Source organism: Acidobacteriota bacterium, from assembly GCA_003696075.1.
Taxonomy (GTDB): Bacteria; Acidobacteriota; Polarisedimenticolia; order J045; family J045; genus J045.
In genome coordinates this window covers 1-25,205 of the sequence record RFHH01000081.1, presented here as the reverse complement: position 1 = coordinate 25,205, position 25,205 = coordinate 1, and the positions used below count along the sequence as shown (strand labels likewise).

Annotated in this window: 15 protein-coding genes and 1 pseudogene; 9 read left to right on the top strand and 7 right to left on the bottom strand. The window is 73.2% G+C overall.

Features of this window, described 5'->3' with window-relative positions; genetic code table 11:
• A partial coding sequence (locus D6718_05550; protein RMG46502.1) for a hypothetical protein occupies nucleotides 1-885 on the bottom strand: 885 nt, incomplete at its 3' end.
• A 138-nt stretch (nucleotides 886-1,023) separates the two neighbouring features.
• Here D6718_05550 and D6718_05545 point away from each other — a divergent pair.
• Nucleotides 1,024-1,977: a malate dehydrogenase gene (locus D6718_05545; protein ID RMG46501.1), complete on the top strand. Its 954-nt coding sequence runs from the start codon at nucleotides 1,024-1,026 to the stop codon at nucleotides 1,975-1,977.
• A gap of 66 nt (nucleotides 1,978-2,043) precedes the next feature.
• Complete coding sequence (locus D6718_05540) at nucleotides 2,044-3,327, top strand: tetratricopeptide repeat protein (protein RMG46500.1); 1,284 nt, start codon at nucleotides 2,044-2,046, stop codon at nucleotides 3,325-3,327.
• 31 nt (nucleotides 3,328-3,358) lie between these two features.
• Here D6718_05540 and D6718_05535 read toward each other — a convergent pair whose 3' ends face one another.
• Nucleotides 3,359-4,405, bottom strand: coding sequence for a class I fructose-bisphosphate aldolase (locus D6718_05535; GenBank protein RMG46499.1), 1,047 nt, complete (start codon nucleotides 4,403-4,405; stop codon nucleotides 3,359-3,361).
• 227 nt (nucleotides 4,406-4,632) lie between these two features.
• Between D6718_05535 and D6718_05530 the strand changes: the two genes are divergently transcribed.
• A complete protein-coding gene (locus tag D6718_05530; protein RMG46498.1) occupies nucleotides 4,633-5,097 on the top strand; it encodes a hypothetical protein in 465 nt (154 codons plus the stop codon).
• Between the two features lie 16 nt (nucleotides 5,098-5,113).
• Here the strand turns inward: D6718_05530 and D6718_05525 are convergent, their stop codons facing one another.
• From D6718_05525 to D6718_05510, 4 genes are all read right to left on the bottom strand, one after another.
• Complete coding sequence (locus tag D6718_05525) at nucleotides 5,114-5,839, bottom strand: hypothetical protein (protein ID RMG46497.1); 726 nt, start codon at nucleotides 5,837-5,839, stop codon at nucleotides 5,114-5,116.
• Entirely contained in the window at nucleotides 5,836-7,926 is a 2,091-nt protein-coding gene (locus D6718_05520) for an elongation factor G (GenBank protein ID RMG46496.1), read from the bottom strand. The genes D6718_05525 and D6718_05520 overlap by 4 nt, the downstream gene beginning before the upstream one ends.
• Nucleotides 7,927-8,122: 196 nt before the next feature.
• Nucleotides 8,123-8,578, bottom strand: coding sequence for a hypothetical protein (locus tag D6718_05515; GenBank protein RMG46495.1), 456 nt, complete (start codon nucleotides 8,576-8,578; stop codon nucleotides 8,123-8,125).
• A complete protein-coding gene (locus tag D6718_05510; GenBank protein ID RMG46503.1) occupies nucleotides 8,575-9,945 on the bottom strand; it encodes a M20/M25/M40 family metallo-hydrolase in 1,371 nt (456 codons plus the stop codon). The genes D6718_05515 and D6718_05510 overlap by 4 nt, the downstream gene beginning before the upstream one ends.
• A 188-nt stretch (nucleotides 9,946-10,133) precedes the next feature.
• On the opposite strand from D6718_05510, the gene D6718_05505 reads away from it, so the two are divergent.
• Nucleotides 10,134-13,424: a hypothetical protein gene (locus D6718_05505; GenBank protein ID RMG46494.1), complete on the top strand. Its 3,291-nt coding sequence runs from the start codon at nucleotides 10,134-10,136 to the stop codon at nucleotides 13,422-13,424.
• Nucleotides 13,425-13,731: 307 nt separating this feature from the next.
• Here D6718_05505 and D6718_05500 read toward each other — a convergent pair.
• A pseudogene (locus D6718_05500) lies at nucleotides 13,732-13,845 on the bottom strand (ABC transporter permease).
• Nucleotides 13,846-14,219: 374 nt separating this feature from the next.
• Here D6718_05500 and D6718_05495 point away from each other — a divergent pair.
• From D6718_05495 to D6718_05475, 5 genes are all read left to right on the top strand, one after another.
• Nucleotides 14,220-15,161 (top strand): ATP-binding cassette domain-containing protein, encoded by a 942-nt coding sequence (locus D6718_05495; GenBank protein ID RMG46493.1) that lies wholly within the window; start codon nucleotides 14,220-14,222, stop codon nucleotides 15,159-15,161.
• The gene (locus tag D6718_05490) at nucleotides 15,158-18,556 is read left to right on the top strand and encodes a hypothetical protein (GenBank protein RMG46492.1); all 3,399 of its coding nucleotides are present in this window, start codon (nucleotides 15,158-15,160) and stop codon (nucleotides 18,554-18,556) included. Before D6718_05495 ends, D6718_05490 begins: the two co-directional genes overlap by 4 nt.
• Nucleotides 18,514-19,626: an efflux RND transporter periplasmic adaptor subunit gene (locus D6718_05485; protein RMG46491.1), complete on the top strand. Its 1,113-nt coding sequence runs from the start codon at nucleotides 18,514-18,516 to the stop codon at nucleotides 19,624-19,626. The genes D6718_05490 and D6718_05485 overlap by 43 nt, the downstream gene beginning before the upstream one ends.
• Complete coding sequence (locus tag D6718_05480) at nucleotides 19,592-22,696, top strand: efflux RND transporter permease subunit (protein ID RMG46490.1); 3,105 nt, start codon at nucleotides 19,592-19,594, stop codon at nucleotides 22,694-22,696. Before D6718_05485 ends, D6718_05480 begins: the two co-directional genes overlap by 35 nt.
• A partial coding sequence (locus D6718_05475; protein ID RMG46489.1) for an efflux RND transporter permease subunit occupies nucleotides 22,693-25,205 on the top strand: 2,513 nt, incomplete at its 3' end. The genes D6718_05480 and D6718_05475, both read left to right, overlap by 4 nt.

Below are 25,205 nucleotides of genomic sequence, written 5' to 3'. Positions count from 1 at the left end.
CTCCCGGGCCACGGCGGCGAACCGTTCGGGATGGCGAGGGGCGACGAGGAAGCCGACCGAGTCCCCCGCCGGGCCGCCCAGGACGGCCCGCGCCAGTGGACCGGCCTCGCCGGGATGCACCGAGCCGAGAACGATCCAGCGCCGGCCGGAGGCGAGATCGAGTTCGCGGGCGAGCCTCGCCGCCTCCGCGGCCGGGACCGGCTGGGCGGCGGCGTCCCACTTCAGGTTTCCGGTGGCGGCCATCCGGTGAACCGGTGCGCCGAGGGCGAGGAGACGGGCGCGGTCTTCCTCGCTCGCCGGCGAGATGAGCGCGAGCCGGCGGAGGGCGGTGCGCATCAGGCCGCCGAGCCGCCGGTAGCGGGGAAAACGCCGCGCCGAGAGCCGCGCGGAGACGAGAGCGCAAGGCACACCGGCGCGTTCGAGCGCGAGCAGGCGCAGCGGCCAGATCTCCGTTTCGACGATCACGTGAAGCGCCGGCCTGAGCGTTTCGATGAAGCGCCCGAGCGGCCCCGGCGCGTCGAGCGGGGCGAGGACGGCCGGAACGCCGGTCGACGCGGCGCGGTCGCGGCCGGTCAGCGTTTGCGTCGTGATGAGAAATGGACCGTTCCAACCCGCGCCCCGCAGCGCGGCGAGCAAGGGCGGGAGGAGCCCGGCCTCTCCGACCGAGGCGGCGTGCAGCCACACGGCACCTCGGGGAAGCCGTTCGAGCGCCCCGGGCTCCGCGAGACGCTGAGCCGCCGCTTCCTCCGCGGCCCGGTCTCCCCTGAACCGAGCCCAGGCGGCCGAGCACCGAACGGCGGCGGCGGCGGCGGCGGCCATCGGCCGGTAGGCGGCGAGCCAGGCGGACGAGATCCCGCCGCCCGGCCGGCTCGTCGGAGCGCTCACGCGGCGGCGCCTCCCCGGCTTGCGGCGGCCGCGCGGCGGGCGCATTCTGAGCGTTCCACCGCGCGCCCCCCAGGTCCGCGGCCGGCGCGCTCCAGCTCTCGCCGCGTGACGCGCGCGCGCGGCTCCCGGAGGTGAGCGATGCTCGAGAAGATCGGCGTCATCGGTGGCGGCATGATCGGCGGCGTCCTGTGCCAGGAGATCCCGCGTCGGCGGCTGGCGCGCACGCTGGCGCTGGTGGACATCATGCCGCCCGACCTGGCGAAGGGAAAGTGCCTCGACATCGCCGAGGGGAGTCCCGTGCTCGGCTTCGATATGGACTACGAGGCGGGCAAGGGATACGAGGTGCTCCGCGGCGCGCAGCTCGTCATCAACACCGCCGGAGTTCCCCGCAAGCCGAGGCCGGACGGAACGCTCCCCAGCCGCGAAGAGCTCCTGCAGACCAACCTGAAGATCACCGACCAGGTGGCCGCCGGGATCGCGGAATACTGCCCCGAGGCGATCGTCATCTCGATCGCCAACCCGCTCGATGCCATCGTGTACCGGCTGAACCAGAAGCTCGGCCCGCCGCGCTCCCGACTGATGGGCATGGCGGGCGTGCTCGACTCCGCGCGCTACCGCTACTTCGTGGCCAAGGAGGCGGGGGTGTCCGTGGAGAACGTCCAGGCCCTCGTCCTCGGAGGACACGGGGACGAGATGGTGCCGATCCGCTCGGCGTGCCGGATCGCCGGCTTGCCGGTGGAGCAGTTCGTCGATCCGGCGCGCTTGGACGAGATCGAGGCGCGGACGCGCAAGGCCGGCGGCGAGGTGGTCAAGCTTCTCGGAACGGGATCGGCTTTCGTGAGCCCCGCCTGGTCGGCCCTGGAGATGGCGGAGGCGGTGATCTTCGACAAGAAGAAGCTGCTGCCTGTCAGCGCCAGACTGGAGGGCGAGTTCGGCGTCGACGGCCTCTTCGTCGGTGTCCCCGCGATCCTGGGGCGCGACGGTGTCGAGCGGGTGGTGGAGATTCCGCTCACCCCGGCCGAGAAGGAGGCGCTCGACCGGTCGATCGCGGCCGTCCGGAAGACGTGCGCGGAGGTCGACGCGCTCGGCTGACGGGCCGCCTCCTTTCCGGCGCTGTAGAATGTTTTCGCCGAATCTGCGCCTTCTCTGGAGGAGCCGATGAACGCCCGTTTCACCGCAGTGCTGTCGATCGCCGCCCTGCTCGCTGCCCTTCCCGCCGCCGCGGAAGTGTCGCTCAACGAGCGGTGGACCGGGATCAACGTCGCGGTGATGGACCGGGAGGGGAACCCGATCGACGGCGTGCCGGTGCTCCTCCAGGAGTCCGGTTCGGCGGCGGCTCCGCTCGAGCTGAAGACTCGCAAGGGAATCGCCCGTTTTCCCCGCGTGGAGTTCGTTCCCGACGGCTACACGCTGCGGATCGGCGACGACAGGTACTTCATCTGGAAGTTCCACATCCGGACGCGGCGGGGTTCCCGGGAGATCTGGCAGGACGACGAAGGGGTGCTCACTCCGGACAACCAGGACGCGCTGCCGCCGGTCCGGTTCCATGTCGGCAACGCCTCGGTCTGGCTGACGCTCGTTCCGCGCGATCAGGCCGCCGAGGTTCTGGGCGCGCCGAAACCGAAGCCCGCCGAGGCCGAGCCGGCGCGGCGCGCGGCGCGGCGGCCTCGGACCCCGCTCGAGCGCGCCGACGAGGCGCTCGCGTTGCGCGACTACGCCGCCGCCGCGGCCGCCCTGGGGGAGGCCCTCGAGGCCGATCCGGAGAACGTGGACCTGAGGTGGCGGCGGGCCCAGGTGCTCGCCCGGGCCGGTGACCGGGGGACCGCGTTGCGCGAGGCGAACAAAGTGCTCGCACAGGATCCGCAGCGCGCCGGCGTGCGCCTCCAGATGGCCGAGTGGCTCGTCGACGACGGCAAGCTCGATCAGGCGGTGCCGCTGCTCGAGAAGGAGCGGGAGATCTCCCCCGGTGACGTGTCCGTGATCAAGCTGTTGGTGAGCGCCTACCGGGAGGTCGGACGGACGGAAGACGCCGAGAAAGCGGTCGAGCAATGGGCGGAGCTGGCGCCGGACGACCCGGAAGCGCTCATTTCGCTGGCCGAGCTGCGGGCCACCCAGGGCCGTTTCGAGGAGGCGGAGAGGCTCTACGCGCAGGTGGCGGAGAAGGACCCGGAGAACGCCCACCGCATGTACTACAACGTGGGAGCCTCCATCCTGAACGGCCGGAACGTGGGCGAGGCGGAGCGCCGCCGTGCGGCCGCCGCCTTCCGGAAGGCGCTCGAGCTCAAGCCGGACTACGCCAAGGCGCACCTCCAGCTCGGGTACGCCCTCCTGGGGCTGGGCGAGATGGCGGAGGCGCGCCAGCACTTCGAGAAGTTCGTCGAGCTGGCCCCGGACGATCCCCAGGCGGAGGAGGTCAAGGGGCTCATCCAGGCGCTGCGCTGACGCGCCCGGGCGCCTCCGGCCGCGGCTTCATTCAGGCGAGCGTCACCTCGGGGCAGAGGTAGACGTCCTGGATGGCGTGGAGGATCGCGATCCCTTCCGCCATCGGCTTCTGGAAGGCCTTCCGGCCGGAGATCAGTCCCATCCCGCCGGCCCGCTTGTTGATCACTGCCGTGCGCACCGCCTGCCGCAGGTCGTCGGCTCCCGACGGGCCTCCGGAGTTAATGAGGCCGACGCGGCCCATGTAACAGTTCGCGACCTGGTAGCGGCACAGGTCGATCGGGTGGTCGCTCGTGAGCTCCTCGTAGACGCGGGGATGGGTCTTCCCGAAGGAAAGCGCCGTGTAGCCGCCGTTCGTTTCGGGGAGCTTCTGCTTGACGATATCGGCCTCGAGCGTCACCCCGAGGTGGTTCGCCTGGCCGGTGAGGTCGGCCGCAGTGTGGTAGTCGCGGTCCTTCTTGAACTCCGGATTCCGCAGGTAGCACCACAGGATCGTGATCATTCCCAGCTCGTGGGCCCGCGCGAACGCTTCCGACACCTCCTGCAGCTGGCGGCGCGAGGGGAGCGATCCCCAGTAGATGGTGGCGCCCACGCCGATCGCCCCCAGCTCGTGCGCCTGCTCGACCTGGGCGAACATCACCTGGTCGTGGCTGTTGGGGTAGCTCAACAGCTCGTTGTGGTTGAGCTTCAGGATGAACGGGATCTTGTGGGCGTACCGGCGGGCCACCGCACCGAGAACCCCCAGCGTGGAGGCGACGGCGTTGCACCCGCCCTCGATGGCGAGGCGGACGATGTTCTCGGGGTCGAAGTAGATCGGATTGGGCGCGAACGAGGCGCCGGCGGAGTGCTCGATCCCCTGGTCGACCGGGAGGATCGACACGTAGCCCGTTCCGGCCAGCCGGCCGTGGTCGAGCAAGGTCTGGAAACTGCGGAGGACCGGGACCGGGCGGTCGCTCGGCGCCAGGACGCGATCGACGAAATCGGGTCCCGGGGCGTGGATCTGGTCCCGGGGAATCGTCCGGCAGACGTGGTCCAACAGCGCAGCGTCGTCCCCGAGCCACTCACGGATTTTCTCGATCATGCTCCAACCCTCCTCGGCGGCCCAGTCTACCGCGGCCCCGCCGCCGGCGCCGCGCGGCGCGAACGCCGCGCGTCCCGGCGAACCGGGTGGCCTCGCGGGCGGCTTGCCCGTACATGTTCCCTACCTGCGAAGGGGCACGCCGGCCGGAGCCGTGACATCGCCGGCGGCAAGGACCCGCCGGACCGCGCCGGGGTCGCGAGGCCAGCGGTTCGAACGGAGAGGCGACGATGTCGATCTCGATCGAAGGCGATCCTGCGGTCGGGGAGCGTCTCGGCCGCGTGGCCCGCCGTTGGGCGGGCGACGCGGTCATGCGCTACCGGTCGGCCCCCCCGGCCTATCTGTGGCTCTATCGGAGCGTCCTGGTCCAGGCGAGCGCCGACCCCGCGGGCGGGGTGAGGCTCTCGGCGATCCTGCTGCTCGGCCCCCGCACCCGCGGCGGCCTTCCGCGGGTGCGCGGCGGCGGCCGGGTCAGGGTCGACCACGAGGGGGACATCCTCCTCGAACGGGATCTTCCCGCGGAGGCGGCCCGGCGCGACCTCGACGGCGAGGTCCAGCGCTTCTGCCGCGAGGCGCACCGCCTCGCCGAGCTGCTCTATCGCCGATTCGGCGGGAAGCGGGCGATCGATCGCTTCGAGGAAGAGGTCCTGGGCCTGCTCGGGATCGGCGCGGCGCCGGCGCCGCTTCCGAACTGACCCGGAGCTCCGCCCGTCAGCCGGCCGCGCGGCCGGCCTCCTCGGTGAGGAGGAGGGTCGTCGGGTCGAGCAGGATGTCGAGATCCCGGTCGAGGATCTCTCCCCGGTCTTTCAGAACGTGCAGGCGGACGCGCGAGCCCTCCGGCTCGAGGCTGAAAACGATGTCGAGCAGCGGCTCCACCCGGTCGGCTGGCGGCGGCAGATGTCCGGGCCGCGGTGCCGGCCCGTCGCGGTGGACGCGCGCGGACGTCCAGAGCTCCGCGCCGGACTCCGACGCCAGGCGCCGCAGCGCGGTGAACAGCGCCGGATCGACCTGAGCGTCTTTCAGGCGATCGATCACGAGCACGTCCGGAACGAAGTCCATCTGATCGCGCAGCATCTCGAGCGTCGCCTCGAGCCGCTCGGCGGTGAAGTCGCGGTCGAGGAAGCTGTGGATGAGGCGCCGCCGCTCGATCTGGAGGTGGATCGCCGTCATGTCGAAACCGCTCCGGTCTTTCCTCATCTGCTCCGCGAGCAGCTCGTCGTACCAGTCGCGCACCTTCTCCACGTTCGCCTCCAGCGAGACGTGCAGGACGCGCTGGCCGGCGAGGAGGGCGTCGAGGCCGATGCCGGTGAGAAAGGCGGTCTTGCCCACGCCGGCGCGCGCCAGAACCGCCGCCACGCGGCCCCGGTGCGGTCCCTGGATGTGACGCTCCAGCAGGAGCCGGGTGGAGCGCCGGAGGCGCTGCATGCTCTCCGTCATCGCTTCTCCTCCGCCGCGGCGCCCCGGAAGCGTGCGAGGAGATCCTCCGACACCTCCCGGGGAACGGGCGCATACCGGGCGAACTCCATCGTGAACTCCGCCTTGCCCTGGGTCGCGGAGCGCAGGTCGGTGGCGTAGCCGAACATCTCGGCGAGCGGGACCTCGGCCTCGATCCGGGCGAACCCGCCCTCCTCGGTCGAGCCGAGCACGGTGCCCCGCCGCTGCATCAGCGAGCGATAGATCGCGCCCTGGAACTCGGCGGGGCCCTCCACGGCGACCTTCATGATCGGCTCGAGAATGCGGGGAGCGGCCTTGCGGTACACCTCGCGGAAGGCGGCCCGGGCGGCTGTCTGGAAGGCCATGTCCGAAGAGTCGACGGAATGGGCCGCACCGTCGTTGAGGACCACGCGGACGCCGACCACGGGAAAGCCGATCAAGGACCCCTTCGCCAGCGCATCCCTGAAGCCCTTCTCGCACGCGGGGATGAACTCGGTGGGGATGGCGCCTCCCCGCACCTCGTTGACGAACTCGAAGTCCCCGGTTTCGAGCGGCTCGATGTACCCGGCCACCCTCGCGTACTGGCCCGATCCGCCGGTCTGCTTCTTGTGCAGGTAGTCGAAGTCCGCCCGGCGCGAGATCGCCTCGCGGTAGGCCACCTGCGGCGCGCCGGTGCTCACCTCGGCGCCGTACTCGCGTCGCATCCGCTCCACGTAGACCTCGAGGTGCAGCTCGCCCATCCCCGAGATGATCGTCTCGCCCGACTCGTGGTCGACATGGACGCGGAAGGTCGGGTCTTCCTTCGAGAACCGCTGGAGGGCCTTCGACATCCGGCCTGCCGCGGCGTTGTCCTTGGGGGTGACGCTGAGCGAGACGACCGGATCGGGAACGTGCATCCCGGTCAGCGCGAGGTTTCCGGCGCCCTCTCCGACGAAGGTGTCCCCCGTGTGGCAGTCGATACCGAACAGCCCGACGATCTCGCCGGCGCCGGCCGCCTCGATGTCCTCCATCTTGTCCGCATGGAGCCGGACCAGCCGGCCGATCTTGATCTTCCGTCCTGTCCGCGACTGGACCACGGTCTGGCCCTTGGCGAGGGTCCCCTGATAGATGCGGACATAGGTGAGTTGGCCGTAGCGGCCATCCTCGAGCTTGAAGGCGTAGGCCACGGTCGGCGCCGCGGGGTCGGCCTTCAGGGTGACCGTCGTCTCCGGGCGGTCGAGGTCGTGCGCTTCCGCGGAAACGTCGGCCGGGGAGGGGAGGTAGCGGGTGACCGCGTCGAGCAGCGGCTGGACTCCTTTGTTCTTGTAGGCCGAGCCCATCAGCACGGGCGTGACCTCGAGCGACAGCGTGGCGCGGCGCAGCGCCGCGTGGATCTGCTCCGGGGTCGCCCGGTCCTCGAGGGCCGCCTCCATCAGCTCGTCCGAATACATGGAGAGGAGATCGAGCAGCGCCGCGCGGTGCTCCTCCGCCTCGGCGAGACGCTGTTCGGGGATCGGCTCCGTGACGACCCGCTCCCCGTTCGCGCCCTCGAACCGGATCGCCTTCATCTCGATCAGGTCGATCACGCCCTCGAAGTCCGCCTCCAGCCCGAGCGGAAGCTGGAGCAGCGCCGGGCGGTGGCCCAGCTTGTCCTGCAGCTGCGAGGTCACGCGCAGCGGGTTGGCCCCCGAACGGTCGCACTTGTTGACGAAGGCGAGGCGCGGCACCGAGTAGCGCCGCATCTGCCGGTCCACGGTGATCGACTGCGACTGGACGCCCGCGACCGCGCAGAGGACGAGCACCGCGCCGTCGAGCACGCGGAGCGCCCGCTCGACCTCGATGGTGAAGTCGACGTGGCCCGGCGTGTCGATGATGTTGATCTCGTGCCCCTTCCAGTGCACGTAGGTGGAAGCGGAGGTGATGGTGATTCCCCGCTCCTTCTCCAGCTCCATGTGATCCATCGTCGCGCCCACGCCGTCCTTTCCCTTGACGTCGTGGATCGCGTGGATCCGTTTCGTGTAGTACAGGATCCGCTCGGTCAGGGTGGTCTTGCCCGAGTCGATGTGCGCGGAGATCCCGATGTTCCGGATCCTGTCGATCGTGTGGGTCATGGTGCCGTCGTCCTCGCGGCCGCGCGGGGCCGCCCGTGTTCCGTTTCGGCCGGTGTCGCTGGATGTCCGCCGGGGAGACCGCGGCGGATGGACCGTCGACTCGCCGCCCGGCGCCGCCAGGGCGCGGCGCCGGTGACCGTCCACTCTAGGGCCGAACGATCTCGCTGTCCAGCCGGCCCGCCGCTCCGGAAGCCGCTCAGGCCGGCGAGGTCCGCTCCGCCGCGCCGCCGAGCGGCGGCAGCACGACGCGCCAGCGGAGCGTCACCACGCCCTCGCCCTCCTCGGGTCGCGCCGAGGCGGCCGAGAGCGGATCGCTCAGGCACAGGCCCCGGCAGCCCTCCGCGGAGAACAGGAGCCGGTCGCCCCCGCCCGGAGTCATCTCCACGGGGCCGAGGCGGAACCGGCCGTCCGGCCCCACCGCGACCTCGATCGGCGGAGCCCCGGGCCGCTCCAGCCGGACGCGGGCGCCCCTCGGGACGCCGGCGGCGGCGTCCAGGGAGGCCAGCGGCTGGAGCCGGTAGGTCGGGCCCCGCTCGACCACGCCTTCGATGACCACCCGGCAGGCGCGGGCGGGTCCCGCCGCCGCCCGGCAGGCGAGGAGCCCGGGGCCGGCGAGCAGGAGGAGCGACGCGGCGGCGGCGAGCCCCTTCATCGGGCCCCCTGGTCGGCCAGCACCTGGGCCACGCAGGCGGTGAGCCGTTCGGCGAAATCGAGGTGGAGGAACTCGTTGGGCCCGTGGGCGTTCGCCTTCGGCCCGAGGACCCCGGTGACGAGGAACTGCGCGCGGGGGAACTTCTCCTGCAGCAGCCCCATCAACGGGATCGACCCGCCCTCGCCGATGAAGCAGGCGGGCTTGCCGTAGTAGGTCTGGGAGGCCTCCTCGAGACTCCGGGCCAGCCACGGCTCGAAGGCCGGGGCGTTCCAGCCCGGGGCCGCCGACGGATTGCGGAGGCTCACCTTCGCCCCGTAGGGGGGATCGGTTTCGAGCAGGCGGCGGAGAGCCGCCAGCGCGCCGTCGGGATCGAGCGTCGGGGGAAGCCTGAGGGAGACCCGGACGGTCGTCTCGGGCCGCAGGACGTTGCCGGCTTCTTCGAGGGGCGGCAACCCGGCGGCGCCGACTACGGCCAGCTGCGGGCGCCACGTGCGGTTCAGCAGCAGCTCGGTGACGTCCTCGGTGACGGGCTGGACGCCCTCCTCCCACGGCAGGTCCTCGTAGACCGCCTTTCCGAGGACTTCGGCCGTCCGGCGGGTCTGCTCCAGCCGCTCCGCTGGGATTTCGACCTGAAAATCCTCCGGCAGGATTCTCCCGGTCGCCTCGTCCTCCAGACGCGACAGCAGTGCCCGGAGGATGCGGAAGCTCGAAGGCACGATGCCGCTCGCCTCGCCGGAGTGGACCCCCTCACGGAGCACCCGGACCGTGAGATCGCCCCCGGCCATGCCCCGGAGAGAGCTGGTCACCCAGAGCTGATCGTAGTTCCCGCATCCGGAATCGGGGCAGACGATCAACGACGGGGTGCCGATGCGGTCGCGAAGCCGGTCGAGGTAGGGCGGGAGATCCTGGCTTCCCGACTCCTCGCAGCACTCGATCACGCCGACACACCGGGCGTGCCGGACCCCTTGCTCCTGCACCGCGCGGATCGCGGCGATCGCGAGAAAGACCGCGTACCCGTCGTCGGCGGCTCCGCGCCCGTAGAGCTTCCCGTCGCGCACCACGGGGGTCCACGGCCCGAGTCCGGGCTCCCATCCGGTGACCGGAGGCTGCTTGTCGAGGTGGCCGTAGAAGAGAACGGTTTCGTCCAAGCCCCCGTTCACCGCGAAGAACAGGAGGGGGGTGCGCCCCTCCATCCGGAGCACCTCCAGCTCGAGCCCCTCGAGCCCCTGGGACCGGATCCAGGCCGCCACGTGCTCGACGGCGCGGTCGATGTGGCCGTTCGCCTTCCACTCGGGGTCGAACGCCGGCGACTGCGCGGGGATCGAAACGAACTCCGACAACGCCGGGAGCACCGACTCGCGCCACAGCCGGCCCGTGAACTCCCGGTTCCGCTCGCGATCGAACACAGCTTCACCTCCGCTACGCCCGGCCCGGTCCGGCTCGGGGCGAAGGGACGATCATACCGCCGCCGCCGCCGTCCGGCTGGCGCCGCGGGGCCGGTGGCGGTAAACGAACCCGGCGCGCGGCGGCCCGGGCGCGGAAAGGAGGAGACGTGGTGCGATCCCGGCGTGGCTGGTGGAGGTGGACGATCGGGGCGGCGAGCCTGCTCGCCGGCGCCGCGGTGCTCGGCCTGCCGTCCGAGCCCGAACCCGAGTGGCTCGAGATCGACTACCGGCCCTTCGTCGACCTGGACCGGATCAGCCATTCGGGCGAGACGGTCGGGGAGCTGCTCGATCGCCTCGGCGGCCGCCCGCGCCCCGCCGGGTCGGAGCGGCCGGAAGACCGAGCCGCCCACGCCCTGTTGGACCCGCTCCTCGAGCCGTACGCCTTCGTGCTCTCCGACGTGGTGGACGCGCTGGTGGAGCCTCCGCAGCTCCCCTGGGTCGAGGTCGGAGCGCTGTGGAGCCCGGGCGAGCCCCAGCCGGCTTGGGCCGAGCTGTTGCGGTCGCGCCGATTCCTGGTCGAAAGCGACGGCGCCGGCCGGCTCCGCGCCTTTCTCCCCTTCCGGGAGAGCGAGCCGATCGCCGGGGAGCCCCCGGTGGGCAGCGAGGCGGCGGCGCGGGCGGCGTGGGAGGATGCCTGGCCGGTTCTCCGTCTCGTCGCCGCCGCGGAGCGGCGGAGACTCGGGGGCGACCGCCCGCTCGCCGTGGAGGTCTACGCCTACACGCACGAACCCGCCCGCACGCGCTTCCACGTCGGCGTCCGGCCCTTCCGCACCGAGATCAGCGAAACGGCGCCGGACGGGCGGCGCCCTCCGCTGGACCTCGATCGGATCCAGCGGTTCCTGGACAGCGGATGGCAGCTCGAGGGTGGGCGAGTGGAGCCGGACGGGACGCTCCGGTTGTTCGGCAGCCGGCCGAAGCGGCCGCCCGCTCTGCTCGGGCATCCGGTGACCCTGGCCGACGTGGCGGTCGCCTACCGGGCGGTGTTCCACGGCGGGGCGGCGGAGCCGTACATGAGCCTCGACCGCGGGGACCGCGCGGAGCGGATGACCGTCAACTACGGAGGCCGGCTGCGCGACACGCGGCTGGGGCTCGTGAGCCTGCTGTGCGACGTGCGCTTCAAGACGTTCAGCGTCGGGCTGGATCCGCTCCGTGGCGGGGACGTCCGCGAGCGCCTCAGGGCGCGCGTGCCCGATTTCGCGACCCACGTCGAGCGTTTCGCGCGCCTCGCCGGGCCCGAGGCGGCCGGCGGACAGCAGACCCGGCTCTGGTTCTATCCGGACGATGTGGAGATGGCCCTGTCGGCCCGCGGAGATCTCATGGCGTTGGCCCGGGCCCGGATGACGGCGGCGTCGGAACGCGCCGGCGGGGGAGCGGGAGAGGATGTGCCCGCTTGGACCCGCGGCCTCGTGGAGCAGATCAACGCCCAGTACGACGCCCTCGCCGAGGAATTTCCCGAACTCGCCGGACTCGACCAGGCGGTCCGGTGGCTGGCGCTGTTCACCTGGCTGCGCCAACTCGACCGGCAGGGAGCGCTGCTCCCCGAACTCGACGCGCTGCTCGCCGTCCCGTTGCCGTCGGTTCCCACGCCGCGGAGCTTCCCCCAGGTCGTCGCCGTGCACGCCATCCCGCCGGCGGGGCGGGAGGGACCGGTCGACGTCTTCGATCGATCTCCCGTGGTCGACGCGCTCGCCCGGCTGGCCCCGCGGGAAGGGGAACGTCTGAGCCCGAGGCGCCGCTTCGCGCGGGCGCTCGCCGCGCTCGACCGGAACCACCCGCAACAGGCGGCCCTGGCGAGAGAAATGGAGGCGATCGACCCGCGTCGGGCCTCCACCGCGGATCTCCTGCGGCTGGCGCGCCGCGCCGAGCGCCTGCGATTGCACGCGCTCGCCTTGCGGTCGCTGCCGGAGGCCGGTCGCCGCCGCCTCGAGGAGCGGCGGAAGACGGAGGGTCCCGAGCTGCGGGTGTTCGACGTGGCCATCGGGGGGCTCGACCTGGGGATGGGCCGGGCGCTCGCCGGAGCGGCTCGCCGCTCGCTCCGGTGGGGGTCGTCCGGGGTGGCGGCGCTGGCTGCCCCCGAGGCCGTCGGGGCGGGCCCCGCGCCCCGGCCGGAGGCGCCGCGCGAGGAATGGCGCCGCGATCCGGAGGGGCTTCCGGACGCGGTCCTGCCCGACCACGGACTCGGGCAGGCGCCGGAGCACGCGGCGGCCGGGGGCAGCTTCAAGCGCCGGTACCGGGAGACGGCTTCGGGTTGGTTCCAGCGGCTGGAGGAAGAGACCTCCGGAACCGTCTGGCTCCAGGTCGTCACCGATCCCGACGGGCCGGAGGCGCGCTCCCGCCTGGTCGAACTCGGCCCGGACGGGCGTGCGGTGCGTTTCGAGCGCACCGAGGAGGGCCGCCAGCTCGCCTATCGCCTGGCCCGCGACGGATCCCGCGTGGTGGCGCGGAGGGCGGGCCGGGCCCGGCTCCTTCCCTTCCTGCGCCTGCGGCCCGGCAGCCACGCGGGACCGACCCGAGCCACCCTCCAGCCCGCCGATCTCGTCACCCTCTCCCTCGAGTCTCCCGGCGAAGCGGCGGATCCCGAGCGGGCCCCGGTGACGGTCTCCTTCCGGCTCTCCGACGGCCGCGCTTTCACCGCCCCGGTTCCGCGGCCGCTCCTCCAGCGGCTCGTCATGGGACCGGAAGCGGTGCCGGCGCCGGAGAAGGGCGTCCCCGGCCTGGCTCCGCTTCCGGAGATGGCGGGGCGACCGAGGGCGGTGATGGTCCTGGAGGGGGCCGGGCGCGGTCTGCCACCGTGGGCGGTCGCGCCCGCTCCGGCCGTCCCGGGCGAGGAGGAGGCCGAGCGCGTCGCCCTGGGCTTCGCCTCGTGGAGAGACCGGACGAGCGGACCGGCGGCCGTGGTCGGCGTCGACGTGGCGCGGTCGCCGGGCCGGTGGGGCGGAGCGCCGGCCGTGAACGGGGACGCGCTCCTCCTGGCCCCGCGTGGGGCCTTTCCCGGTCTCGCCGAGGGCTGGAGGGAGCGGATCGCCGCGAACTGGCCGGCGGACCGCCTCGTCGAGGCCCTGCCCGAGGACGCGGCATCGGTCCCGTCGCTGGTCCTGCTCGTCAGCGGCGAGCCCCCGGGGCTCCTGGGACGCCGCCTGCGGTCGCTGGCACGCGACGAGCGGATGAGCGGGAAGATCCTGGCGGTCTGGTCGCTCGCCGCGGGCCCGCTCCGGCCCGATCTTCCCGCGACGCTCCTCGCCGAGGGGCGGCTGGCGGCCGTCGGCCTCCGGCACTGGCCGGCGGCGCGCCTTTCGCGGCTCGAGGCGGTTCTCGCCGCGCGCGCGGCGGCGGTGCGAGCCAGCGCCGGGAAGGGGTTGCGGGCGGAGGAGATCTTCGCGGGGACGCTCTGGTTCTATTGACCTGGGGAGGCGGCCGGAGCCGCTCGACCGCCCGTGACCGGCGTGGCGAGGCCGTCCGCTGACCGGGACTCGGGCATCGAGCGCTGCGCGTTGGCGACGTACGCGCGTGCGGCACCGTGCCGGTAGACCAGCTCGCCCCCGGTATGCCCGGCCCGGACGGCGAAGGCGACCAGCGCCGCGGCGGCGACGAGGCCGGCGATTCGCGCCCCCCGCGCGAACCGCGCGGGCGCCATCCCGAAGGCCACGACGAGCAGAACGGCCAGCGACGCCTGGAACAGGCGCTCGCCGGCCTCTTCGTGCTCGTGGATCAGATCGCGCGCCACGACGGTCTCCACGATCCCCTCCTGGTCCTCGCCCGTCTCCGTGGCGAACCAGGCGCTCGCCGAGAGGAGGGCGGACAGGGCGAGAACGGCCGCCCACGTGCGGCGCCCCGGCGCCCCGAGCCGGATCGCGAGCAGGGCGGCCGCGGCGGCCAGCGGCAAGAGGACGCTCAGAGCGAGCGGGAAGTGCACCACGGCGGGATGGAGCGGGTCAGGCAGCATGGCTCGTCCTTTCGGGGAGAAAAGATCGTGCCGCGCCTAGGGCGGGGCGAGGGCGGCGGAGTGTAATCCCCGGCGCGCCCATCGGCCACAGACCCCGGCAGCCCGGGCCTTGCGCCCCGGTCGCGCCACCTCGGCGACCGCTCGCCACGGAAAGGGCGGCCGGTCCGGGCCGCGGCCGGCAGCGCGCTCCGGACCGTTGTGTAAGCTTCGTGACGGCCCGCGTACCGATCCGCAGCGGGCGAGGAGGGGTCCCATGTCCACTGCCGGGCCGGCGGCTGCCGACGTCCGCGTGGAGATCGACGAGGTCTCGCACACCTACCCGGGGGGCACCGTCGCCCTGGACGACGTCAGCCTCTCGATCGGGGCCGGGCTGTTCGGCCTGCTGGGGCCGAACGGGGCCGGCAAGAGCACGCTGATGAGGATCGTGTGCACGCTCCTGCGCCCGACGCGGGGGGAAGTGCGAGTCGCGAACCACGACGTCGTCGGCGAACCGCGGGAGGTGCGCCGGCTGATCGGATACCTGCCCCAGGAATTCGGCGCCTGGCGTCTGGCGCGCGTGCGCGAGGTGCTCGACACCCTCGGCCGGCTCTCCGGTCTTCGCGACCGCAGGCAGCGCGCCGAGCGGATCGAGCGGACGCTCGACCTCGTGGGTCTGGCGGCCAAGGCGAACGACAAGGTCAAGAGCCTGTCGGGCGGGATGGTGCGGCGTCTCGGGGTCGCGCAGGCGCTCCTGCACGAGCCGCCGGTGCTGGTCGTCGACGAGCCCACGGTGGGGCTCGATCCGGAAGAGCGGCTGCGCTTCCGGGAGCTCATGGCCAAGCTGGCGCGCGACCGCGTGATTCTCCTCTCCACGCACATCGTGGCGGACCTCGGTTCCGGTTGCCGGCGCATCGCGCTGCTCGATCACGGAAAGATCGCGTTCGAGGGCTCTCCCGAGGATCTCGTCGCTCGCGCCCGCGGGAAGGTCTTCGAGGTGACCGTGCCGGCCGGCCGCCCGGTCCAGCTCGGGGCCGGAGCCGAGGAGGTGTCGCGAACGTCGAGCGGGGGCCGGGTCACCATCCGCGGCGTGGCGTCCGGTGCTCTTCCGGAGGGGGCGCGCCCCGTCGACGCGCCGACGCTGGAGGAGGCTTACCTCGCCTTCATGCTGGCTCGAGGCCGGACCCTCGACGAGGTCGGAGGGGAGGAGGAGCGGTGAGAGGAGAGACGCTGGACGCGGTGCTGGCCCTGGCTCGGGCGGAGGCGCGCCTTTGCCGACGCCTGGTGCGCTACTGGATCTTCCTCGCGCTGTCCGTGCTGCTCCCGCTGGCGATGTACCTCTACCACGGGCTCGGCCTTCACCGGAACCTGTCCTCCTGGTCGGCCACCGCGGCCATGATCAACCCCCGCTTCTTCATCGGGAGCTACGGCTCGAATCTGCTCCTCGTCATGCTGCTCGGGGTGATCTTCCTCGCCTTCGACGTCCGGGCGCGCGACCGGCGCGACCGGATCGCGGAGGTTCTCGACGCCCGGCCCGTGGGCAACGTGGCCCTTCTCGCCGGCCGCGGACTCGGCCTGCTCGGCGTTTCGATGGTGCCCGTCCTCCTCCTCGCCGGCATGCTGCTGGTTGTCGGCTGGCTCATCCGCGAGCCGATCGAGCCCGTGTCGCTGTTCGGTTTCGCCCTGTTCATGGCGGTGCCGGCGACGGTCTTCATGGTGGGGGCGACGTTTCTGGCCGCGATCGCGCTCCGCGCGCGGCTGCTGGCGGCGCTGGTCACGATCGCCCTCGTCGTCGGCTCGACGATGGCGCTCCTCGCGCTGCCGATGTACGACCAGCCGCTGTTCGACCTCACCGGCGGCTACGCGATGTCCTTCCCGTCCGACCTGATGCCGGAGATCGCGCCCGCCGCCGGCTGGTTCCAGCGCGCGGCGGTCGCCGCGGCCGGCATCGGTGCTCTCCTCCTGGGCGCCGCGCTCCACCCGCGTCGCGACCACGGGCACCGCGGCCGCCGCGCGGCGGCCGGGTTGGTCCTCCTCGCCGCCGCCGCGGGGGGGCTCGGCATGTTGCGCCACGAGCGGGCGGCGGTGCCGGCGCGGATCGAACGTTGGCGCGCCGAGCACGCCAAGCTCGAAGAGTTGCCGGCGGCCGATCTGCGGCGCGTGTCGGGGAAGGTCGTCATCGCGCCGGGGCGCCGCGTGGAAGAAGCGCTCGAGTTGACGTTCGCCGCGCCGCCCGGGGAGATGCTCGAAGAGGTTCTGCTCACGGCGAATCCCGGCCTGGCCGTCGAGCGGGTCGAGGGCGAAGGGGGTCCGCTGCCGTACACCTTCGCCTCCGGCCTGCTCCGAATCCGGCTGGGCGGACCGCTCGCCGCCGGCCAGGAACGCACGATCCGCGTCGAGCTGGCCGGGCGACCGGACCTCGACTTCGCGTATCTCTCGGCGGCGGCCCACCCGCTCGAGCGGACGACGTGGAACGGGGCGGTGTTCCTGCTCGGCTACGAGCCGGCGATCTTCGACCGCCGTTTCGTCGCGCTGATGCCGGGAATCGCATGGCTGCCGATGCCGGGGCCGTTTTCGGACCGCGGCGATCCCCGCCGCCGGCCCCGCGATCCGTTCGAACTCGACCTGACGGTGGAGGTCCCGGAGTCGTGGCACGTCGCCGGTCCGGGTGCGCCCCGGGAAGCGGCCGCCGCCGGTCCCGGTCGCCGAGCGCTCCGCTTCGCGCCCGGCGGGCCCGTGCCGGAGGTCGCCCTGGTGGCGGCCCCCTTCGAGGCGCTGGAGGCGGAGATCGCCGGGGTGCGCTGCCGGCTGCTGGTGGCGTCGCGTCATCGATCACGGCTCGAGCCCCTGGCGGCGGGGCTCCCGGAGATCCGGCGGTTCGCCGAGGAGAGGCTGCGCCAGGCCTCCGAGGAGGGACTGCCGTACCCCTACGACGGCTTCACGCTGGTCGAGGTTCCCAATCGGCTGCGCGGGTTCGGCGGGGGATGGCGGATGGACACCGTGCTCGCGCCTCCGGGCATGCTGCTGCTCCGGGAATCGGGTCTGCCGACGGCCCGGTGGGACGTTCCGTTCTCCGAGTCGAGGCGCAGCGACTACAGCGAGGTCGAGGGCGGCATGCCGGCTGCGATCCTCTCCCGGCTGCAGGCGTTCTTCGACAACGATTTCAGCGGCGGCAACCTCTTCACCGGCGGCGCGCGCAACTTCCTGCCCTATCTCGTTTCGCCCCGGGGAGAGGACGCGGTCGCTCTCGACTACACGCTGGAGGTCCTCACGAGCGAGCTGCTGTTCGACCGCCGCGGTTTCTTCTCCGTCCATCTCTACGACGCCGGCCTGAACCGGCTCATCGGCAAGACGGTGCAGCGCTGGTTCATGACGGGCCGCTCGCGGCCGATCGGCGATGTCCTCGTCGAGGTGGTCACGGAGCGCCCCGAGATCTGGGAGACCGTCCTCGGGGTGGCGCTGTCCCGGCTCGACCCGTGGGAGGATCCGGCCCGGACGATCGACGTGCTGACGCTCAAGGGCGGCGCTCTCTCCCGCTCGCTGCGGGACGAGCTCGGCCGCGAGGCCCTGGCGGCGACCCTCGCGGCGCTGCGCTCCGCGCACGAAGGGGGCGCGGTGGAGCGCGACGACCTGATCCGCGCCGCGCGGAGCGCCGGGCGCGACCTCGAGCCCATCCTGGCCACGTGGCTCGACGAGACCGAACTCCCGGCGTTCGCCGCCGAAGAGTCCCGACTGGTGCGCCTCGAGGACGATGCCGAGGGGAACCCCCGCTACCAGCTGATCGTCCGCCTCCGCAACGACGGTTCCGCGCCGGGACTCGTCCGGCTGTCCTACGTTGCCGGGGAGAAGGCAGAGCGGCAGGCCACCGATCCGGTGCGGGTCGAAGGGCGCTCCGCGGTCGAGATCGGCGTGGTGACCTCCGAGCCGCCGAAGGAGATCCGCGTGGAGCCGTACCTGTCGCGGAACCGCGGCCCCTTCGCGGTCGCCGTCGCGCGGCCGGAGCGCGGGGAAGCGGTCCGGGCCGAGCCGTTCACCGGTGCGCGCACCGTGCCCTGGCACCCGCCCGCCGAAGGGGGGATCGTCGTCGACGATCTCGACGAGGGCTTCGGCACGGTCGAGCCGGAGCGGCGCGGATGGTTGCGCCTCCGACCGCGCGGGCGCGACGACGTGGAGCGTGACGCCGGACTCCCCGTGGCGGACGGGTTCCGGGCCGCGGTGTGGTCGCGCCGCGCCGATCCCGCCGCGTGGGGGCGCTACCGGCACACGGAGGCGGTCGTGGCGGCCCGCTCGCCCGAGTACAAGGCCCGGTTCACCGCCCGCCTCCCCCAGGCCGGACGGTGGACGCTCCAGGTGCACCTCCCCGGGTCGGTGAAAGGCTTTCCCCTGGTGGAAGGCCGCCGGTGGTCTTTCCGCGTCGAGGCCGGCGGGCGCCGGGAAGAGGCGCCGTTCGACCCTGCGGCGGCACCCGCGGGGTGGAGTGATGTCGGGGAGTTCGAGCTCGCGGCCGGCGAGGCGGTGGTGGAGCTGTCGCTGGCCGAGGGTTCCGGCGTGCTGGTGGCGGACGCCATCCGGTGGGTGCCCGCCTCGGCAGAAACCGCGGCGGGGACGCGCTGATGCGCCGGCGAGCGGTGGCCGGCCTCGCCCTCGCCGTCCTCGCGGGAGCCGGCTGCCGCGCGACCCGCGTCGAGCCGGTGGAGTTCCGGGTTCCGGTGAAGGTCGATCCGGTGAAGACCGGGGACGTGGAGGCCACGGTCGTCGGAACCGGGACACTCCGGCCGCCGCAGAAGGTCGTGCTGCGGGCGGAGACGGCGGGGCGGATCGAGGTCGGCCGCGACGCATCCGGCCGGCGCCTGGCCGAGGGAGACCGTGTCGAGGCGGGGCAGGTGATCGGCTCGATCACCGGGGAGGACGTCGACGTGGCGGCGCGGCTGGAGGCGACCCGCGAGCGCCTCGAGACGGCGCGGGCGGACCTCGAATCGAAGCGCCGGCTGCACGAAGCCGGGCTGATCTCGGACCTGGAGCTGAAGCAGGCGGAGGCGGCGTTCCAGGATGCGGAAGCCGAGTGGAAGCGAAGCCGGCTGACCGTCGACCGGGCCGTGCTGCGGACGCCGATCTCCGGCGTGATCCTGACACTTTGCCGCGACGAACAGGGCCATCCCTACGCCGACGGCCAGAGGGTCTCCGCGGGCTACGTCTTCGCCGAGATCGCTCCGGACGACTCGCTGGTGGCCGACGTCGATCTCGTGGGGACCGACGCCGCGCGGGTGCGCCGCGGGATGCCCGCGCGCATCCGAACGGTCGCGTTTCCGGACCGGCAATTCGAAGGGCGCGTCGTGCGGATCGCGCCGTCCCTGGATCCGGTGACGCGGACCTTGCGCGTCGAGATCTCCGTTCGCAACGACGAGCGCCTCCTGAAACCGGGGATGTTCGTCGAGGCCACCATCGTGCTCGAGCGCCACGAAGGCGTCCCCGTCGTGCCGCGCGCCGCCGTCGTCGAGCGTTCGGGCCGCAAGGTGGTGTTCGTGCTCAAGGGGCAGCGGGTCGTCCAGCGTCCCGTCCGCCTCGGCCTCGGGGGGGACGAGGTGGTCGAGATCAGGGAAGGGGTCGCGCCGGGGGAGAAGATCGTCGTCGCGGGCGTCGAGACCCTGAGTGACGGATCCCTCGTCCGCGTTTCGGGGGGCTGAGGTCGCGCGCATGGCGGGGCTCCCCAGACTGGCGACGCGGCGACCGGTTGCCGTCGTGGTCTGCGCCGTCGGCGTGGCGCTTCTCGGCGTGCAGGCCTGGCGGCGTCTTCCGGTGGACCTCCTCCCCGATATCCGGAGTCCGACCGTGGTGGTTTCGGTGCGGTCGGGCGATCGACCGCCCCTGGAGATGGAGCGGCTCTACGGCGAGCGGATCGAGCAGCGCCTGTTCGCCGTCCGCGGGCTGCGCGACGTCAGCCAGGTCGCCAGGACGGGGCGCCTGGTGGCGACCGTCACGTTCGATTGGGACGTCGACATGGACGCCGCGCTGATCGAGGTCCAACGGGCCCTGAGCCCCCTCGCGGCGGACCCGGAGGTCGACGAGCTCGTCGTGCGGCGGTTCGATCCCCGGCAGGCTCCGGTTCTCACCATCGGACTGCTCGCCCCCTCGGGACGCCCCGACCTCGCCGAGCTCCGCAGGCTCGCCCGCCGCCAGCTCGCCCCCGCCCTCGAGCGACTGGCCGGCGTGGCGGAGGCCCGCGTGCTCGGCGGGAGGGTGAGGGAGATCCAGGTTCGCCTGGACCGGGCCCGCCTCGACGGCTACGGCCTCGACATCGGGACGGTCGCCGCGCAGCTCGCCGCCGCGAACCGCGACGTGAACGCCGGGACCCTCGAGGAAGGCGGGCGGGTCTACGTGGTGCGCGGCGTTTCCCGGTTCCGTTCCGTCGAGGACGTGCGGCGCGCCGTGATCGCTCACCGGCGGGAGGGGGGGCGGATCGTTCCCGTCCGCGTCGCCGACGTGGGCGAAGTCGTGGAGGCGGATGCGGAGATCCGCCACCTCGTCCGCGTGAACGGTTCCGAGGGCGTTTCCGTTGCGGTCTACAAAGAGGCCGGCGCCAACACGGTCGCGGTGTCGCGGACGGTCCGCCGGGCGCTGGCGCACCTCCGGGACGGTATGCCGGGCGTCGCCTTCGACGTCGTCACCGACGAGGCGAGCCTGGTGGAAGGCGCGATCGGAGATCTCGAGTGGGCGGCGATCGCCGGCATCCTGCTCGCGGTCGGGGTCCTGGTGCTCTTCCTCCGCTCGGCCGGACCGACGGTGGTGGTCGCCGCCGCGGTGCCGGTGTCTCTCCTCGCCGCGGTGCTGGCGATGCACGTCGCGGGGCGCACGCTGAACATCGTCACGCTCGCGGGTCTCGCGCTCGGCGCCGGCATGCTGGTGGACAACGCGATCGTCGTGGTGGAGGCGATCTTCCGGCGCTTGACCGCCGGACGGGAGCCCCGGGCGGCGGCCGCGGAGGGAGCGGAGGAGGTGTCGGGGGCGATCGCCGCCAGCACGTTCACGACCTGTGTGGTCTTCGTTCCGGTCCTTTTCATGAGGGGCCTCGCCTCGCGCCTCGTGGCCGGCCTGGCCTTCACCGTCGTGGCCGCGCTCCTCGCCTCGCTCCTGGCGGCGCTGGCGCTGATCCCTGCACTGGCGGTATGGCTCCTCCCGCGCCGCGCACCGGCCGTGATCGATCCCGGCCGGTCCCGCGTCCGCGGGGCGGTTGCCGCGCTGTTGCGCCGCTCGGGGTCGGTGACGCTCGCCTCCGCGCTCGTCGCCGCCGGCGGTGTGTGGGCGCTCGCTTCTCTGGGAACGGAGCTGCTGGCACCGGCCGACCCGCGGCAGTTCGCCGTGAGGCTGGTCGGACCGCCCGGAACCCGCGTGCGAGCCACGGAGCGGGCGGTCGCGGCCGTCGAGGAACTCCTCCGGGCCGCCGCGTCCCCGGCCGAGCTCCACCTCCTCGCCGAGGTCGGACGCCTGCCGGAGGACGACCGGCTGATTCGGGAGGAGCAGACGGAAGAGAACACGGCCCGGGTGTTCGTCCGCCTCGGGCCCGGTGGACCGACGGCGAGCGAGACGGTGGCCCGGGCTTCCGCCGCCGCGTCGGCGTTGACCGGATGGACCTTCTCGTGGGAGGTGGGGGCCTCGGCGCTGGCGAGAGCGATCGGGACTGCGGGCCCGCCGATCCGTGTGGAGCTTTCGGGCCGGTCCCCCGAGACCCTCCGGGAAGCGGCTTCGGCGGTGCGTGAAGCACTCGCTGGCCGCCCCGAGCTGTGGAACGTCCGCAGCTCGTTCGAGGGAGGGCCGCCCGAACTCGTCGTCCGGCTCGACCGGCCGCTCTCCGACGGGCTCGGCATCGACGTGGACGGTGTGGTGCGGGCCCTCCGCGCATCGCTCGACGGCCTTCCGGCGACGACGCTGACGACCGGCGACGAGGACCGGGAGATCGTGCTGCGGTTGCCGCGGGTCGGCGCCGAGCGCCTCGCGGCGCTACCGGTGCGCGGGGAGGCGGGCACGCGCGTCGCGCTGGGCCAGATCGCCCGCCTCCAGCTCCGCGAGGGCGCGCGCGAGATCTTCCGGCGGGACCAGCGGCGCGTGGCGGAGGTCACCGCCCGACTCGCGCGCGGCGTGCGTTATCCGGCGGCGGCGGAGGCGGCGCGCCGCGCGCTGGGCTCGGTGGAGCTTCCCCTGGGTGTCCGCGCGCGCCTCGCGGGGGAAGAAACGGAACGCCGGCGCACCTTCGAGCAGTTGGCGGCCGCGGGGGCTCTGGCGCTGATCCTCGTCTTCATGGTCCTGGCCGGGTCGTTCGAATCGCTGCTCCATCCGATCACCGTGCTCGCAGCGGTCCCGCTCGCGCTGGCCGGCGTCGCCGCCGTGCTCCTTCCCGTCGGCGAGCCGATCGGCGTGATGGCCGGCCTCGGCCTGATCGTCCTCGCCGGGGTCGCGGTGAACGACGCGATCCTGCTCGTCGACGCGGCCCGGCGCCTCCGGGCGGCCGGGGCGGACAGGAGGGATGCCCTCTCCCGCGCCGCGGCGCTGCGGCTCCGTCCCATCCTGATGACGACCGCGACGACCGTGCTGGCGCTCGTGCCGCTCGCGCTCGTTCCCGGGGAGGAGGCCGAGCTGCGCCGTCCGCTGGCGCTGACGGTCATCGGGGGGATCCTGGCCTCGACGGCGGGGTCGCTGTTCGTCGTGCCCTGCCTGTACGACGTGCTCGACCGCATCCGCCGGCGGGAAAGAGCGCCGTGACACCGGCCGAGTTCCCCGTCCGGCGCCCCGTGGCGACGGCGATGATCTTCGCCGCCCTCGTCCTTCTCGGCGCGATCGCGTGGCGCATCATTCCGGTGGAGCTGTTCCCCGACATCGAGGGCGATCGGCTCTCGGTCGCTTTCACCCGGCCGGGGAGCGAGCCGGAGGTGGTCGAGCGCGAACTCCTGCGCGCCCTCGAGGCCCGTGTGGAGACTCTCCCCGGCGTCGCCGAGACGTGGGGGACGGTCACGGGCGACAGCGGCCGGCTCCGGATCCGCTTCGAGCCGGGAACGGATCTCCACGTGCGCGACCTCGATCTCCGGCGGATCGCGGCCGATCTGGAGCGCACGCAACCCCGCGGGACCCGGATCGAGGTCCAGTCGTTCGACACCGAGATCGTCAGCCGCTTCGTGATGGTGGTTCAGATCACCGGCGCCGGCGACCGTTTCGCGTTGCGCGACCTGGCCGAGGAGGAGATCCGGCCCCGGCTGGCCTCGGTTCCGGGCGTGTCGGCGGCGATGCTCTTCGGCGGCGCGCCGCGGGAGCTGCGGATCGCGATCGACCCGCAACGGATCGCGGCTCTCGGGATCGACGCTGCGTCGGTCGCGGAGCGGGTGACCGCGGCCCTGGCCCGGCCCCGCTTCGCCGGGACCGCCGCCTCCGGTGCGGGCCGCGCCGCGGTGCTCGTGGACGGCCGGCCGGAGGGCGAGGTCTCCCTGGCGCGCCTGACTCTCGTTCCGGGGCGCAACGTGCAGCTCCGGCACGTGGCGGACGTCGCGCTCACCGCAGGGGAGGAGGAGGAGCGCGCGCGGGTGGACGGCCGGCCGGCGGTCACGCTCGTGCTCTTCAAACAGGCGGAAGCGAACCTCGTGCGGGTGGGCCGCGCCTTGCGGGAGAGGTTGCACGAACTCGAGCGCGAGTTCGCCGCCTCCGGCCTGCGTTTCACGATCGCGTTCGACGGCGCGCGAACCGTCGAAGAGCAGTTGCGCCGGCTCGAGAAGCTGGCGGCCGGCGGTTTCGCGATCGCGCTCGCGGTGTTGCTCCTCTTCCTCCGGCAGCTGCGGCCGGTGGCGGTGGTGGCGGTCTCCGTGCCGGCGAGCCTGCTGATCGGCGTCGCGCTTCTCTACCTTTCCGGTCAGAGCGTCAACCTGATCACGCTCTTCGGCCTCGCCGTCGGCATCGGGATGCTGGTGGACAACAGCATCGTCGTGTACGAGGCGGTCCAGCGGCGGCTCGAACGGGGCGACGGGCCGGACGAGGCCGCGGTGCGCGGGGTCGGGACCACGGCCCGCGCGATCCTCGCCGCGACCGCGACGAACGCGGTGGTGTTCGTGCCGCTGGCCTTCACCGTCTTCGAGAGCGGTCTCGTCCGGCGGCTGCTGGAAGTGCTGGCCCTCGCGTACCTGATCCCGCTCGCCGCTTCGCTGCTGGTCGCCCTCGGTCTGGTGCCGCTGCTCGCCCGCTACCTCGCCGCTCCGGCCGCGCTGGCGCGCCTCGCCGCCGAGCGCGCAAGGCGCCGGGCTCACGGGGGCCTTCCGGTTCCCTCGAGAGCGCGCGAGGTCTTCTCCGCCCTGCTGGCGGTCGCCCTGCGCCGGCCGGGGGCCTGGCTCGCGGCCACGGGACTCCTCGTGGTCGCCAGTGCCCTGGTCGGGGCCGTGTGGCTCGGGGCTTCGGCGGGCGGAGCGGAACCGGCCCGCGCCGACGAGGTGCGGTTGCAGGTGGACCTTCCGCCCGGCCTGTCTCTCGACGGCGCCACCGAACGGGTCGCGGTGCTCGAGGAGGCGGCCCTCGCGATCGGCGGCGTCGAGCGGGTGACGTCGCTCGTGCGCGAGGAGGACGCTTCGCTGACGATCCGGCTCGAGCCGGAGGAGCGCCGGCCTCCGGGCACCGACGCGGCGCTGGTCCGGGAGCGGTTGCAACGCGCTGCGCGGGAGATGACGGGTGTGGAGATCCGTTCCGTCGGATCCGGCGGGGGCGGGGGAGAGGAGGACGAGGGCCTCCAGGAACTTCTCGGCCAAGCGGCGCCGGAGGTCGTGATCTCCGGGCCCGATGCGGACCGGTTGGCCGAGCTGGCCCGGCAGATCGAGGCGGCGTTGGAGGAGCTGCCCGAGGTGGCGTCCGCCTGGCCGCGCGCCCGTCCCGGGCGCGAGGAGGTGTGGGTCGAACCGGAGCAGCGCGCCCTCGCCTCGCTCGGGCTGACGGCCGGTGAGGTGCTGCCGGTCCTCGCGCTGTTGCGCCGGGAAGGGTTCGAACTGCAGGTGGGCTATCAGGAACGGGCGGGGCGGGAGATTCCCGTGGTCTTCCGGAGGCCGGGCCGGGTGGATCGGGAGGCGGTCACGAGACTGCCGGTGGTCACCCCGGCGGGTGTGCGGCGGCTCGGCACCCTCGCCCGCCTGCGCCGGGCCGGCTCCCCGACCGCCATCCAGCATCACAACGGTCGGCTGGAGATCGCCGTCCGCTACCGCCTTTCCCCGCAAGCCCCCCGGACCGGCCCCGAGCGGGCCGCACT